General features: G+C 69.4%; 13 protein-coding genes. 6 read left to right on the plus strand and 7 right to left on the minus strand.

Annotation, left to right across the window (positions count from 1 at the left end; genetic code table 11):
- Positions 1 to 16 precede the first annotated feature (16 nt).
- The 3 genes from AC2S9W_RS06285 to AC2S9W_RS06295 are packed head-to-tail and all read left to right on the plus strand — an operon-like array spanning position 17 to position 2994.
- Entirely contained in the window at positions 17 to 1381 is a 1365-nt protein-coding gene (locus tag AC2S9W_RS06285) for an amidohydrolase (RefSeq protein ID WP_486571742.1), read from the plus strand.
- 13 nt (positions 1382 to 1394) lie between these two features.
- Complete coding sequence (locus AC2S9W_RS06290) at positions 1395 to 2042, plus strand: trimeric intracellular cation channel family protein (RefSeq protein ID WP_486571743.1); 648 nt, start codon at positions 1395 to 1397, stop codon at positions 2040 to 2042.
- Positions 2043 to 2091: 49 nt separating this feature from the next.
- A complete protein-coding gene (locus tag AC2S9W_RS06295) occupies positions 2092 to 2994 on the plus strand; it encodes an alpha/beta fold hydrolase (RefSeq protein ID WP_076073851.1) in 903 nt (300 codons plus the stop codon).
- Positions 2995 to 3001: 7 nt separating this feature from the next.
- On the opposite strand, the gene sppA is transcribed toward AC2S9W_RS06295, so the two are convergent.
- From sppA to AC2S9W_RS06320, 5 genes are all read right to left on the minus strand, one after another.
- Complete coding sequence (gene sppA, locus AC2S9W_RS06300) at positions 3002 to 4981, minus strand: signal peptide peptidase SppA (RefSeq protein ID WP_486571744.1); 1980 nt, start codon at positions 4979 to 4981, stop codon at positions 3002 to 3004.
- 107 nt (positions 4982 to 5088) lie between these two features.
- The gene (locus AC2S9W_RS06305) at positions 5089 to 6006 is read right to left on the minus strand and encodes an NAD-dependent epimerase/dehydratase family protein (protein ID WP_486571745.1); all 918 of its coding nucleotides are present in this window, start codon (positions 6004 to 6006) and stop codon (positions 5089 to 5091) included.
- Positions 6007 to 6046: 40 nt separating this feature from the next.
- Positions 6047 to 7153: a glutamate 5-kinase gene (proB, locus tag AC2S9W_RS06310; RefSeq protein ID WP_486571746.1), complete on the minus strand. Its 1107-nt coding sequence runs from the start codon at positions 7151 to 7153 to the stop codon at positions 6047 to 6049.
- A 126-nt stretch (positions 7154 to 7279) separates the two neighbouring features.
- A complete protein-coding gene (gene obgE, locus AC2S9W_RS06315; RefSeq protein WP_076073853.1) occupies positions 7280 to 8323 on the minus strand; it encodes a GTPase ObgE in 1044 nt (347 codons plus the stop codon).
- A gap of 68 nt (positions 8324 to 8391) precedes the next feature.
- Positions 8392 to 9000, minus strand: coding sequence for a TetR/AcrR family transcriptional regulator (locus tag AC2S9W_RS06320; protein WP_067107232.1), 609 nt, complete (start codon positions 8998 to 9000; stop codon positions 8392 to 8394).
- 76 nt (positions 9001 to 9076) lie between these two features.
- On the opposite strand from AC2S9W_RS06320, the gene AC2S9W_RS06325 reads away from it, so the two are divergent.
- Together AC2S9W_RS06325 and AC2S9W_RS06330 are read left to right on the plus strand one after the other, a co-directional pair.
- Positions 9077 to 9967 (plus strand): metal-dependent hydrolase, encoded by an 891-nt coding sequence (locus AC2S9W_RS06325; RefSeq protein ID WP_076073856.1) that lies wholly within the window; start codon positions 9077 to 9079, stop codon positions 9965 to 9967.
- 144 nt (positions 9968 to 10111) lie between these two features.
- The gene (locus AC2S9W_RS06330; protein WP_067107235.1) at positions 10112 to 10642 is read left to right on the plus strand and encodes a GNAT family N-acetyltransferase; all 531 of its coding nucleotides are present in this window, start codon (positions 10112 to 10114) and stop codon (positions 10640 to 10642) included.
- Between the two features lie 239 nt (positions 10643 to 10881).
- Here AC2S9W_RS06330 and AC2S9W_RS06335 read toward each other — a convergent pair whose 3' ends face one another.
- Positions 10882 to 11328 (minus strand): NfeD family protein, encoded by a 447-nt coding sequence (locus tag AC2S9W_RS06335; protein ID WP_234002554.1) that lies wholly within the window; start codon positions 11326 to 11328, stop codon positions 10882 to 10884.
- A gap of 1 nt (position 11329) precedes the next feature.
- The gene (locus AC2S9W_RS06340; protein WP_067107203.1) at positions 11330 to 12241 is read right to left on the minus strand and encodes an SPFH domain-containing protein; all 912 of its coding nucleotides are present in this window, start codon (positions 12239 to 12241) and stop codon (positions 11330 to 11332) included.
- A gap of 67 nt (positions 12242 to 12308) precedes the next feature.
- On the opposite strand from AC2S9W_RS06340, the gene AC2S9W_RS06345 reads away from it, so the two are divergent.
- On the plus strand, positions 12309 to 13115 hold the full coding sequence (locus AC2S9W_RS06345) for an HpcH/HpaI aldolase/citrate lyase family protein (protein WP_076073861.1): 807 nt from the start codon (positions 12309 to 12311) through the stop codon (positions 13113 to 13115).
- Positions 13116 to 13255 lie beyond the last annotated feature (140 nt).

The raw sequence follows: 13255 nt of genomic DNA on the forward strand, positions 1-13255 counted from the left end.
ACGGGGGAGAGTGACGATGGCGGCACGACTGGGATTATGGATGGCGGCATCGATGGCGGCGGCGTGGCCGCTCGCCGTACAGGCGGCCGATGACGCCGTTCCGGTGGCTGCCGCGCCTGATCTTTCGGTCGTCAGCCAGCGCCTCGACGCGTTGCTCGACCGCGATTATCCGGCGCTCGAAGCGCTTTACAAGGATCTGCACGCGCACCCCGAACTGGGGATGCAGGAGGTACGCACCGCCGGCATCCTCGCGGCGCGTCTGCGCGCGGCGGGTTTCACCGTGACCGAGAAGGTTGGCGGCACCGGCGTCGTCGCCGTGCTCCGCAATGGTGTGGGGCCGACGATCCTCGTCCGCGCCGACATGGACGCGCTGCCGCTCGAGGAAAAGACCGGCCTGCCGTGGGCGAGCAAGGCGCGCGCGACCTATGAGGGCAAGGACGTGCCGGTGATGCACGCCTGCGGTCACGATACGCATGTCGCCTATCTGGTCGGCGTCGCGCAGGCGCTCTCCGCGATGCGCGACAGCTGGTCGGGGACGGTGGTGCTGATCGGCCAGCCAGCCGAAGAGCCGCTGCAGGGTGCCCGGGCGATGCTCGACGACGGGCTGTTCAAGCGCTTTCCCAAGCCCGATTTCGGCTTTGCCGCGCATGTCAGCAATCTGCCCTCGGGCGTGGTGGCGATCAAGGCGGGGCCGTCTTCTTCGGCATCCGACAGCTATTCGGTCGTTTTCCATGGGCGCGGTGGTCATGGTTCGATGCCTGCGGCGACGATCGACCCGATTCCGATCGCGGCGCGCTTCGTCACCGACGTGCAGACGGTAATCAGCCGCGAAAAGGACCCGGCGGCGTTCGGCGTGCTGACGATCGGCGCGATCCAGGCCGGCAGCGCGCCCAACATCATCCCCGACAGCGCCGAGGTGAAGGTCAACCTCCGCTCGCAAGCACCCGATGTACGCGAACTGCTGCGCAGCGGCACCGCGCGTGCGGCGAAGGCGGCGGCGCAGATGGGCAATGCACCCGCGCCGACGATCAGCTATCTGGGCGGCACCGGTGTGCTGATGAATGATGAGAGCATGGCGGTCGCGGCGGCCGCGACACTGAAACCCGCGTTCGGCGACCGCCTCGTCTTCGCACCGGCGAGCGCGCCGCCGATGTCGGGCAGCGAGGATTTCTCCGAATTCGTCGATGCCGGCGTCCCGTCGATCTTCTTCGCGATCGGCGGCTACGATCCCGCCGTCCTTGCGGCGCTCAAGGCGAAGGGCGAACCTGCGCCGACCAACCACTCGCCTTTCTTCGCCCCGCAGGCCGAGCCCGCGATCCGCAACGCGGTGACGGCGATCGTGCTGTCGATCGTCGGCGGTGTCCGGCCGGCGGAGCACTGACCGGCCCACGCCGATGGACACCATCGACAACGCGCTGCTCGTCCGCCTGCTTGATCTCGTCGGGATCGGCGTGTTCGCGCTGTCGGGCGCGCTGATGGCGGTGCGGTTGCGACAGACCTTGGTCACGGCCTGCTTCTTTGCATTGGTCACGGGCGTCGGGGGTGGCAGTGTGCGCGACCTACTGATCGGCGCGCCGGTGTTCTGGGTTCAGGACGGCGCAATCGCCGCGGTGTGCATCGCGATCGCGCTGATCGTCTGGCTCACCCCCGAACGATGGTGGCGGCGCGGGCAGTTGCTCGAATGGGCCGATGCGGTCGGGCTCGCTGCCTACAGCGTCTTCGGCACCGCCAAGGCGATGGCGTGGGGCGTGCCGCCGGTGCCGGCGCTGATGATGGGCGTCATCACCGGCTGCGTCGGGGGCACGATCCGCGACGTGCTGGCGGGCGTGCCGTCGATTATCATGCGCCCCGAAATCTATGTGACCGCGGGGGCGTTGGCATCAGGCCTGTTCCTGGCGCTGCTCTGGCTCGGCGCCGGGACGGCCGCGGCGGCGGTGACGGGCGCGGCCGCGGGCTTCATCCTGCGCGGCGCGGCGATCAACTGGTCGCTGGGCCTGCCCACCTATGGCCGCGCCGGCGGCGATGGGCACGCTGACGCTTGACCATCGCGCGCGGCGCGGCAAGGTTGGCGTCCTTTGGCAGGGGACACGCATGACGACCGACCGGACGACCGCCAACGGCATCAGCATCGCCTTCGAGGACAAGGGGCCGCGCGATGCGCCCGCGATCCTGCTCGTCATGGGATTGGGCGGGCAGCTGACGCTGTGGCCCGACGAGTTCGTCGATGCGCTGGTCGCGCGCGGGTTCCGCACCATCCGCTACGACAATCGCGATGTCGGCCTGTCCACCCGCTTCGATGCGGCTGGGGTGCCCAACCTGAAATGGATGTTCGTCAAGGCTGCGCTGGGCCTGCCGGTGCGCAGCGCCTACCGGCTCGCCGACATGGCCGACGACGGCGTCGCGCTGCTCGACCGTCTGGAGATCGACCGGGCGCATGTCGTCGGCGCGTCGATGGGCGGGATGATCGCGCAGCATATCGCCGCCAGCCATCCGGGCCGCACCCTGTCGCTGACCTCGATCATGTCGACGACCGGCAACCGCCGCCTGCCGCGCGCGAAGAAGGAAGCGATGCAGGTGCTGGCGAACCGGCCGATGAGCGGCGATCCGGAAGACATGATCGCCTATTCGGTGCGCGCCGCGCGGGTCATCGGCAGCCCCGGCTATCCGGCGGAGGAGGAGCGTTTGCAGCGCCGGGTGCGCGGCGATTTCGAGCGCGGCTGGTATCCGCAGGGCGTCGCGCGCCAGATGGCGGCGATCGTTGCCGACGGCGACCGGCGCCCGATGCTGAAGGCGGTGCGGGCGCCGACCCTCGTCATCCATGGCGAGGCCGACCCGCTGGTCCCGATCGCGGGCGGCCGGGACACGGCGGCGCATATCGCGGGGGCGCGGCTGATGACGATCCCCGGCATGGGGCACGACCTGCCGCTGGCGCTGGTCGACACGCTCGCCGATGCGATCGCGGAGCACGCCAAAGGCGCGGCCGTGGCGGCCTGATCGGCCGTCACCTCAACAGCAACGCCAGCGCGGCGAACACGCCTTTCGGGCTGGTCGCGCCCGGCCGCGGCACCACCGGCAGATAGGCGCGGCAGTCGAGGCACGCCGCCTGCACCGACCCCGACGCCGACAGCATCGACAGGTCCTGCACCAGCCGTCGTTCGGCCAGCTGCCGATTCATCGCCGCGATGCCGAACCAGCCGCGCGGCGCGGCGGCATCGGCGCTGTCGTCACGCGTCAGGCTGGCGAGCAGCTTCGACCACTCGCTCGGCTCGTCCTCGAAATATTTGGCGTGGAAGGCGCCGTCGACCTTCGCCAGCTTCGCCGCCGCGGCCAGCGCGTCGGGCAGGCCGCCGAACTGGTCGACCAGCCCGATCTGGCGCGCCGTCCCTCCGGCCCATACCCGGCCTTCGGCGATCGGCAGCACCTTGTCGAGCGGCTGCTTGCGGCTCTTGGCGACGAGGCCGGTGAAGCGGGCATATATCTGCTCGACGCTCGCCTGTGCGAGCTGGTTGAACGGTTCGTTGACGCCGCCCAATATGTCGGGCTGGCCCGACAGCGGCGTCGTCGCGATGCCGTCGGTGGTCACGCCGATCTTCGCCAGCGCCTGATCGAAGCTCGGCAGGATGCCGAAGACACCGATCGAGCCGGTGATCGTGTCGGGCTCCGCGAAGATGCGGTCGGCGGGGGTTGATATCCAGTAGCCGCCCGACGCCGCGACATTGGCCATCGATACGACGATCGGCAGCTTCTTCGCCTTGGCGGCGAGCAGCGCCTGGCGAATCTGTTCGGACGCCAGCACCGATCCGCCCGGCGAATCGACGCGCAGCACGATCGCCTTCACCCCGCCGTCGCTCGCGGCGTCGAGGATGTGACCGGCGATCGTTTCCCCGCCGGCGGTTCCGTTCGAGGCTTCGCCGTCGACGATCTCGCCCGCCACCGGGATCACCGCGATCGCGCGGCCCTTCTGCGCGGGCGGATTGGCAGCGACCCAATTGTCGAGCGGGATGGCGTTATAATCCCACGGCCGGCTGTCGTCCGCGACGCCGCTGATTTCAGCCACGCGCGCGCCGAATGCCATGCGTCCGCCAAGCTTGTCGACCAGCCCGGCGGACAGCGATGCCTGGCCCAGGTCGCCGCTTGCCGCCCGGACCGCGCCCGGCGTATCGGCGATGAAAGCGTCGAGCTTTGCCTTCGGCCTTGCCGCCTTCACGTCGGCGAGCCACTTGTCCCACAGCACGCCGGCATAGGCGAGGTCGGCCTGCTTCGCTTCGGGCGACTGGTCGCCGCGCAGATAGGGCTCGACCGCGCTCTTGAAGGTGCCGACGCGATAGATGTGGGCGGTGATGCCGAGCCGGTCCATCAGCCCCTTGTAATAGAGGCGCGACCCGCCGGGCCCGGCGATGGCGACGCCGCCCATGTCGTCGGCCCATATCTCGCTGGCGTGCGCCGCGACCTGATAGCTGTCGGTCGTGTAGGCGGTGGCGAAGGCGAGCACCGGCTTTTTCTTCGCGCGCACCTTGTCGATCGCGGCGCCGATCTCTGCGAGCGAGACCTGCCCGCCGCCCAGGAAGCGGTCGAGATCGAGGACGACCGAGGTCACGCGCTTGTCGTCGGCGGCGGTTTCGAGCGCCTGGACGATGTCGCGGACGCGATATTCGCGAAGCTGCGCGCCGCCCGAAAGCGCCGCGAACGGGTCGATTTCCGCCGGCTGCTCGGTGACGATTCCGTCGAGTTGGAGCAGGAGCGCCCCGTTGCTGACCGGCAGCGAGGCGTTGGGACGGCCCGCGAGCAGGCCGAACAGCGCCGCGAAGAACAGCAGCAGGAAGACGAGCGCCAGCCCATCCTTGATCGCCACGAGCAGCCGCCAGACCCGGCGCGGAAAGCTGATCGTGCCGCGCGGCGCATCGTCGCCGGGCAGCCGACGGCGTACGGGGATGGCCCAGGGGCCGGCGGGATTCGGGGCGGAGGTTGGGGCGTCGGTCATTGTGCAAATCTAGTGCGTGATGATCCGAGATGGAACCGTCATTGCGAAGAGCCGAAGACGGCGAAGCGATCCCATCTCTCCTCGCGCTTGCGGGAGCGGAGACGGCGTCACAGCCATCCTTCCTGCCGGTACCAGCGCACCGTCTCGGCGAGGGCATCGGCGGTGTCGACGGCGGGGCGCCACAGGTCGGGCGGCGGACAGGCGCCCTCTGCCGCCACCCAGTCCGGATGCGCGATATAGCGGGCGCGGTCGGCGGTCAGCTTGGCGCGGTGGCGGCGCACCAGCATGTCGAGTCGGCCTCCGGCGTGCAGCAGCGGCGCCGGGACAGCGAGCGTCGCGACGCGATCGCGCCCGACGGCGCGGCCGATGGCGCGCGCGAAGCCGCGATGCGACCAGCCGCCGGGCTGGCCGTCGTCGGGTTCGTAGGTCTGCCCGACGCCGGCATGGCGCTCCGCCGCGAGCGCGACCAGTAGCCGCGCCAGTTCGTCAACGTAGATCGCCGACATCCGGCCGCGCGGCGGGATCAGCATCAGGCTGCGCCGCGCCATGCGGAACAGGTCGAGCATCTCGGTATCGCCAGGGCCGAAGACGGCGGGCGGGCGCACGATCGTCCAGTCGAGTCCGCTCGCCTCGACGATCGTCTCGGCGCGCGCCTTCGACCAGCCATAGTGCGACAGGCCGGGTTCGCGCGCGGCGAGCGAGGAAACGTGGACGAAGCGCCGCACCCCGGCGCCGCGCGCGGCCTCGACGACATTCGCCGTGGCGACCACGTTGCCCGCCTCGAACGCTGCGCGGGTCGGGACGTTGACCACGCCCGCGATGTGGAGCAGCGCATCGGCCCCGGCCGCCATCTCTGCAAGGCTGTCGGGCCGGTCGAGCGCGCCGGCGATCCATGTGACGCCGTCGCGCGCCTCCTGCGCCCGGCGGGTGAGCGCGCGGACGTGCCAGCCGGCTTCGACCGCCTGGCGCAGCGTCGCGCGCCCGACGAAGCCGGTTGCGCCGGTCATAGCCAGCGTGGGTTGCATCAGAGCCGCCCCTGCACGGGAAGGATTTGGTCGCGCGTCATCACAGCAGCACCATGTGGTCGCGATGAACAACCGCACTGCGCGGTGCATGGCCGAGCGCCGCCTCTTGCGCGTCACGCCCGAGGCCGAGGATCGCCGCGGCGTCGGCGACCGGATATTCGGACAGGCCGCGCGCGACGATGCGCCCGTCGGGGCCCGCGATATCGACGATGTCGCCGCGCGCGAAATCGCCGCTGGCGGCGGTGACGCCCGCCGCGAGCAGGCTGGCGCCGCCCTGTAGCGCGCGGAGCGCGCCAGCGTCGATGGCGAGCCGGCCCTTGACGGTCAGTCGTCCCGCGAGCCACGCCTTGCGCGCGCTGGCGCCGCGCTTGGGAAGGAACAGCGTATACCGCGCCTCGGCCGACAGCGGCCGGTCGATGCGGCCCGACGCGATCGCGAGATGCGCGCCCGCGGCGTTGGCGATGCGTGCCGCCGCGATCTTCGACACCATGCCGCCCGATCCCATGCCCGAAGCCGACCCGGCATCGGCCATCGCCTCTATCCGCGCGTCGATGCGCTCGACCCTTGCGATATGCCGTGCGCCGGGAATCGCAGGATTGCGGTCGTAGAGCCCGTCGACGTCGGACAGCAGCACGACGCCGTCCGCCCCGGCCGCCTGCGCGACGCGCGCCGCGAGCCGGTCGTTGTCGCCGAAGCGGATTTCGGCGGTCGCGACGCTGTCATTCTCGTTGATGATCGGCACGACGCGCAGCGAGAGCAGCCGGTCGAGCGTCGCCGCGGCGTTGAGGTAGCGGCGACGATGTTCGAGATCGTCGAGGGTCACGAGCATCTGTGCCGCGGTGAGACTCTCGGCGCCGAGCAGCTCGGCCCAGACCTGCGACAGCGCGATCTGGCCGGTCGCGGCGGCGGCCTGCGCATCCTCCAGGCTCGCGCGCCCGCCCTTGGCGAGCCCCAGCCGCCGCGCGCCCAGCGCGATCGCGCCCGACGACACGACTGCGACCTGCTGCCCGGACCGCGCGCGCACAGCAATATCGGCGGCGATCCCAGCGACCCAGTCGCGCCGCACCGCGCCATCGGGATCGACGAGCAGCGCCGATCCGATCTTGACGATCAGCCGCGGACAGGAGGCGGGAGGGAACAGCATCATGCCGCCGCCGATAGCGCGCGCGGCGCGGCGCGCCAATGCGAATATCCCCGAGTCGCACAGGGAAAAATGGGAATGGCGCCTTTTCGGGCGAAACCGGCTGGCCTGCGGTTTCGCCCGTCAGGTCGTTCAGATCGGCGACCAGTCGCCGCCGGCGTCTTCTCTTTCGTCGCTGCCTGGTTGGGGATGATCGATCGCTTCGAGCAATTTGTCGAGCACTGCCTCGACCCCCGCGCCGCTCGCGCCCGAGAGCGCCATAACAGGCTTGCCGCTCTCTTCGGCGAGTTCCGCCGATAGCGCCGCGATCAGTTCGTCGTCGAGTATGTCGACCTTGTTGAGCGCGACGATCACCGGCTTGTCGGTCAGCCCGGCGCCATAGGCCTCTAGTTCATCGCGCACGATGCGATAGCTGGTCGCGACATCCTCATCATTGGCGTCGACGAGGTGCAGCAGCACGCGGCAGCGTTCGATATGGCCGAGGAAGCGGTCGCCGATCCCAGCGCCGTCGGCGGCGCCCTCGATCAGCCCGGGAATGTCGGCGATCACGAATTCGCGACCCTTGTGGCTGACCACGCCGAGCTGCGGCCGCGTCGTGGTGAAGGCATAGGCGCCGACCTTGGCCTGCGCGTTGGTGACGGCGTTGATGAAGGTCGACTTGCCGGCGTTGGGCAGGCCGACGAGCCCCGCGTCGGCGAGCAGCTTCAGCCGCAGCCACACCCACATCTCCTCGCCCGGCCAGCCGGGGCCATGCTGGCGCGGCGCGCGGTTGGTCGAACTCTTGTAGCTCGCATTGCCGCGCCCGCCGTCGCCGCCGCGCAGGAAGACGACGCGCTCGCCCGCCCGGGTCAGATCGGCGAGCGGCGTCCGTTCGTCATCGTCGGCGAGGATCTGCGTGCCCACCGGCACCTCGATCACCAGATCGTCGCCGCCCGCGCCGGTGCGGTCGCGGCCCGCGCCGGGGGTTCCGCGCCTCGCCTTGAAATGCTGGGTATAGCGGAAGTCGATCAGCGTGTTCAGCCCGGCGACCGCCTCGAACACGACGTCGCCGCCCTTGCCGCCGTTGCCGCCGTCGGGGCCGCCATATTCGATATATTTCTCACGCCGAAAGCTGACGGCGCCGGGGCCGCCGTCGCCCGACTTGATGAAGATCTTGGCCTGATCGAGGAAATGCATCGCCGCCCTTTACGGGGAAGGCGGGGACTTGGCTAGGGATCGTCGCCCCGGCTTGCGCCGGGCGATAGTCAGCAGCCCGGCTTCCCGCCCTGTTCGGCCCAGAAGGTTCCGATCCGCCCGGCGATCAGTTCGGTCGCCAGCGCGCGCGCGGTGTCGCGCGGCAGGCCCAGCGCCTCGGCCATCGGGCCGCCGAGGTGCGCGTCGCCCATCGCCATCAGTACCAGCGCGAGTGTGTCCTCGTGCATCAGGCGCTTTTCGTGCGCGTCGGGGGCCATGCCGTCGATCAGCCGGTGGATCGCGGCGATGATCGGGTCGAGCGAATCGTCGTTGCCGGTCGCCGCCATCCACGTCGCCAACGCCCCCGCGCCGCCGCTGTCGAAAGCGTCGAAGGCGAGGTCGACGATCTCGCGCACGTTGCGTTCGCCCGGCGGCGAGGCGGTCATCTTTGCGGCGATCGTGTCGCACACCGTTTCGGCCAGATAGGCGGCCAAGGCCTTTTGCAGGCCTGCCGCGCTGCCGAAATGGTGGAGCAGATTGGCGTGGGTGCGGTCGATGCGTCCCGCCACCGCCTTCAGCGTCACCGCCTGCGGCCCCAGTTCGATCAATATCTGACGGGCTGCTTCCAATGCGACCGACCGGCTCTCCTCCGGGCTCAGTCGCTTCTTTGCTATTGACACCACTGTAAGTAATTCCTAGATACTTGCCCCTGAGGCGCCCCCGCGCCTTCACCCCCTATTCGCCGGTGAGGAAGATATGTCCAGCCTTTCGCTCTCCCCCACGCCGCATGATCTGGCGATCACCCCGCGCGACATGCGCTTCGGTCGCGACGACCGGCAGGGGCGCTGGTGGCTGAACGGCGATCCGATCGCCTCGACCTTCCACACCGCGCTGTCGGTGACCTTTCCAAAGGGCGAGGCGATGTTCATCGAGGCGGTGAAAGCCCACCGCGATGGCGTGCCCGACAAGCTGGCGCGCGAGATTCGCGCCTTCACCCAGCAGGAAGTGATCCACAGCCGCGAGCATGTCGTCTTCAACCGCAAGGCGGAGGAGGCGGGCTACGACCTCTCCGAACTCGAGGCCGATGTCGACGCGGTGATGGAACTGATCAAGCAGCGACCGCCGATCGTCAACCTGATGGCGACGATCGCGCTCGAACATTATACCGCGATGCTCGCGGCGATCATGCTCAAGGATCCCGCCATGTATCAGGGGGCCGAGCCCGAGTGGGGCGCGCTGTGGAAATGGCATGCGATCGAGGAGATCGAGCACAAGGGCGTCGCCTACGACACCTGGCTTCACGCGACGAAGGACTGGAGCCGCTGGCGGCGCTGGAAGGCGAAGTCGCTGATGATGCTCGTCGTCACGGCGCGCTTCTGGCCGAAACGCGTCCGCGGCATGAAGATATTGCTACGGCAGGACGGGCTGACCGGCTGGCGGGTGACCGCGCGCATCTGGTGGTACCTGCTCGGCAAGCCGGGGGTGCTGCGCAAGAGCCTGCGGCCCTGGCTTGCCTATTTCCTGCCGGGCTTCCACCCCTGGAACCATGACGATCGCGCGCTGATCGGCCGCTATGAGGGCGCTTATGCCGACGCGCTGATGCCCGCGCATTCGTCGGCGGCGCCCGCGGCGGCCGCTGCCGCCTGAAGCGTCGGGCTTTCGCAAGCAGAGCGTTTCGCGAAGGCGGCCGGACCGGTCTTCTCTCTCCCGGTCGTCCGGCTGCCTTCGCGGAAATCGCGGGCTTGCATGACGGCGATTGCCGTCCGCGGCGCGATGCGGCATGGCGCATCCATGATCAGTGCTCCCCCCGTCATCGAGACCGACCGTCTGCGCCTGCGCGAGCATCGCCTGTCGGACAAGGATGTCCATATCGCGATGTGGGCCGATCCGCGCGTGACGCGCTTCATCGGCGGCGAGCCGCGCGCGCCTGATGTCGCGTGGGGCAAGTTCCTGAGCTCGGCGGGGATGTGGCCGGTGCTCGGCTATGGCTATTGGGTGTTCGCCGACAAGGCGACCGACCGGCTGGTCGGGCAGGGCGGCCTGTCCTATTTCTGCCGCGGCATCGCCGAACTGGAAGGGCAGCCGGAAGCGGGCTGGGCGTTCGACGCCGACCACTGGGGCATGGGCCTGGGGACGGAGGCGATGCGCGCGGTTCTTGGCTGGGCCGACGCGACGCTCGACGCGGCCGAAGTGCGCTGCATCATCGATCCCGGCAACGAGGCGTCGGAGCGGGTGGCGGAGAAGCTCGGCTTCCGCCTGATCGGCGACAGCGACGCGCTGGGCCATGTCGTCGCGATTTACAGCCGCCCGCGCGGGGGGTAGCCCCGCTTTCGTCATTGCGAGCGTAGCGAAGCGATCCAGTGCGGATTTCGCCTGCTTCATGCTGGCAAGGGGCCGTTCCCCGGCGCAAGCCGGCGCCCACGCGAGGCAGCGCCAAGCTATCAGGACCCCGGCTTGCGCCGGGGAACAGGGGTCACGGATGCTGAAACAAATTCAGCACGACGGAAAAAGGACAATGCGGAAACCGGGATTCCCGCAGATCGCAGGCCGTCGACGCGGTTTCAGGCCGGTTCCACCACCAGCACGCCGCCATCGGCGCTGACGACGCGGACCTTGGCGCCCTCGGCGGCGTCGGGGCCGTGGACCGGCCATTCGCCGTCGCCGACCTTCGCGCGGCCGCGGCCGTCCTCGATCGCCCGCGTCACCGTCAGCACCTCGCCGACCAGCCGCCCGGCGCGCTGGTTGAGGTGGGGATCGGCGGACGCGATCGGGTTGGCCTTCAGCCAGCGCCGCGCGGTGTAGAGCGCGATGAACGACAGGATCGCGAAAACGCCAAGTTGCAGCGGCACCGAGATCGGCACGATCCAGGCGACGACCCCGGTGACGATTGCGGCGGCGCCCAGCCAGATGAGGAAGAAACCCGGCGCGACGATCTCCGCCGCGGCGAGCAGCACGCCGAGCGACAGCCACACCCAATGCGGGTCCATGTGCGACAGCCAGCCCGGCACGTCAGGCGCCCTTGCGTTCGATGGCGTCGCGCGCCAGTTCGCCGATGCCGCCGAGCGTGCCGATCAGCTGCGTCGCCTCGACTGGGAAGAGGATCGTCTTGCTGTTCGGGCTGGTCGCGAACTGGCTGACCGCCTCGACATATTTCTGCGCGACGAAATAGTTGATCGCCTGCGCGTTGCCGCTGGCGATCGCGTCCGACACCATCTGCGTCGCCTTCGCCTCTGCCTCCGCCTCGCGCTCGCGCGCCTCGGCGTCGCGGAAGGCGGCTTCGCGGCGCCCTTCGGCCTGCAAGATCTGGCCCTGCTTCTCGCCCTCGGCGCGCAGGATTTCGGAGGCGCGCAGACCTTCGGCCTCGAGGATCGCGGCGCGCTTTTCGCGCTCGGCCTTCATCTGCCGCGCCATCGCGTTCGAGATGTCTGCGGGCGGGCGGATGTCCTTGATCTCGACGCGGGTGATCTTGACCCCCCAGGGCGTCGTCGCGTCGTCGACGACATGCAGCAGCCGCGTGTTGATCTCGTCGCGCTTCGACAGCGTCTCGTCGAGGTCCATCGACCCCATCACGGTGCGCAGGTTGGTCGTCGTCAGGTTCATGATCGAGAGGTAGAGGTCGCTGACTTCATAGGCGGCCTTGGCGGCGTCGAGCACCTGGAAGAAGACGACGCCGTCGACCGCGACCATCGCATTGTCCTTGGTGATGATTTCCTGCCCCGGAATGTCGAGCACCTGCTCCATCATGTTCACCTTGCGCCCGACGCGGTCGAAGATCGGCATGATGAAGTTGAGCCCGGGCTGGGCGGTGTGCGTGTAGCGGCCGAAGCGCTCGATCGTATAGGCATAGCCCTGCCGCACGGGCGTCAGTGCCCAGACGAGGAACACCAGCGCCAGAACCACCAGTGCGAGTGCGAATTCCATCGGTCGTCCCTCCTGCAAATCCTTTCCCTTATTGCGGCAATGGCGCGGGTGCGCCACAGAAAAGCGCATGATCGACTTTGCCCCCCGCTCGCTGCTCTACGTCCCCGCCTCCAACGCGCGCGCGCTTGAAAAGGCGCGCGGGCTTGCTGCCGACATGCTGATCGTCGACCTGGAGGATGCGGTGCCGGCGGACCGCAAGGCGGAAGCGCGCGAGGCGATGCGCGCCGCGGTCGCCGCGGGCTTTCCCGGCAAGCGCGTCGCGGTGCGGATCAACGGTACCGGCAGCGCGCATCAGGCGGCCGATCTCGATGCGCTTGCCGGGCTGGCGCTCGACGCGGTGGTGCTGCCCAAGGTCGATGCACCCTCCGATCTCGCTCCCGCGCGCGGACTCGGCCTGCCGCTGTTCGCGATGATCGAGACGCCCGCCGCCATCTATGCCGCGCGCGACATCGCCGCCGACCCGGCGACGCACGGGCTGATCGCCGGGCTCAACGACCTCGCGCACGAGCTGAAGCTTCCCGACGGGACCGATCGCGGCGCAATGAGCCACGCGATCCAGGCGATCGTGCTTGCCGCGCGGGCCGAAGGCGGCTGGTGCTTCGACGGCGTCTATAACGCCATCGACGATGCGGCGGGCTTTGCGGCCGAGGCGGCCGACGGGCGGCGGCTCGGCTTCGACGGCAAGACGCTGATCCACCCGACACAAGTCGATCCGTGCAACGCCGCCTTCGCTCCGTCGCCGCGTGAGATCGTCGCCGCCGAGGCGCTCGTCGCAGCCGCGACCGGCGGGGCGCAGCGACACGAAGGACGGATGATCGAGGACATGCACGTTGCTGCGGCACGGGCGTTGCTAGAGCGGGCGGGGCGCGGATAGGAGATTCGCGCAGAGGCGCAGAGATCGCGGAGGGTTCAGGCCGACAGGCTTCCTCATTCCGCGACCTCGGTTCGAAATCTGCGGTTGAGAGAAATAGCTGCGGCGCGGAAAAGGCTATTTCTCCATACCTCCGTGTCTCC

The sequence above is a fragment of the Sphingopyxis sp. 550B genome (genome assembly GCF_057401805.1).

Excerpts from the sequence above, each read along its gene's own strand:
- AC2S9W_RS06285 (WP_486571742.1), top strand. The coding sequence starts at position 17 with ATGGCGGCACGACTGGGATTATGGATGGCGGCATCGATGGCGGCGGCG.
- AC2S9W_RS06290 (WP_486571743.1), top strand. The coding sequence starts at position 1,395 with ATGGACACCATCGACAACGCGCTGCTCGTCCGCCTGCTTGATCTCGTC.
- AC2S9W_RS06295 (WP_076073851.1), top strand. The coding sequence starts at position 2,092 with ATGACGACCGACCGGACGACCGCCAACGGCATCAGCATCGCCTTCGAG.
- sppA (WP_486571744.1), bottom strand. The coding sequence starts at position 4,981 with ATGACCGACGCCCCAACCTCCGCCCCGAATCCCGCCGGCCCCTGGGCC.
- AC2S9W_RS06305 (WP_486571745.1), bottom strand. The coding sequence starts at position 6,006 with ATGCAACCCACGCTGGCTATGACCGGCGCAACCGGCTTCGTCGGGCGC.
- proB (WP_486571746.1), bottom strand. The coding sequence starts at position 7,153 with ATGATGCTGTTCCCTCCCGCCTCCTGTCCGCGGCTGATCGTCAAGATC.
- obgE (WP_076073853.1), bottom strand. The coding sequence starts at position 8,323 with ATGCATTTCCTCGATCAGGCCAAGATCTTCATCAAGTCGGGCGACGGC.
- AC2S9W_RS06325 (WP_076073856.1), top strand. The coding sequence starts at position 9,077 with ATGTCCAGCCTTTCGCTCTCCCCCACGCCGCATGATCTGGCGATCACC.
- AC2S9W_RS06330 (WP_067107235.1), top strand. The coding sequence starts at position 10,112 with ATGATCAGTGCTCCCCCCGTCATCGAGACCGACCGTCTGCGCCTGCGC.
- AC2S9W_RS06340 (WP_067107203.1), bottom strand. The coding sequence starts at position 12,241 with ATGGAATTCGCACTCGCACTGGTGGTTCTGGCGCTGGTGTTCCTCGTC.
- AC2S9W_RS06345 (WP_076073861.1), top strand. The coding sequence starts at position 12,309 with ATGATCGACTTTGCCCCCCGCTCGCTGCTCTACGTCCCCGCCTCCAAC.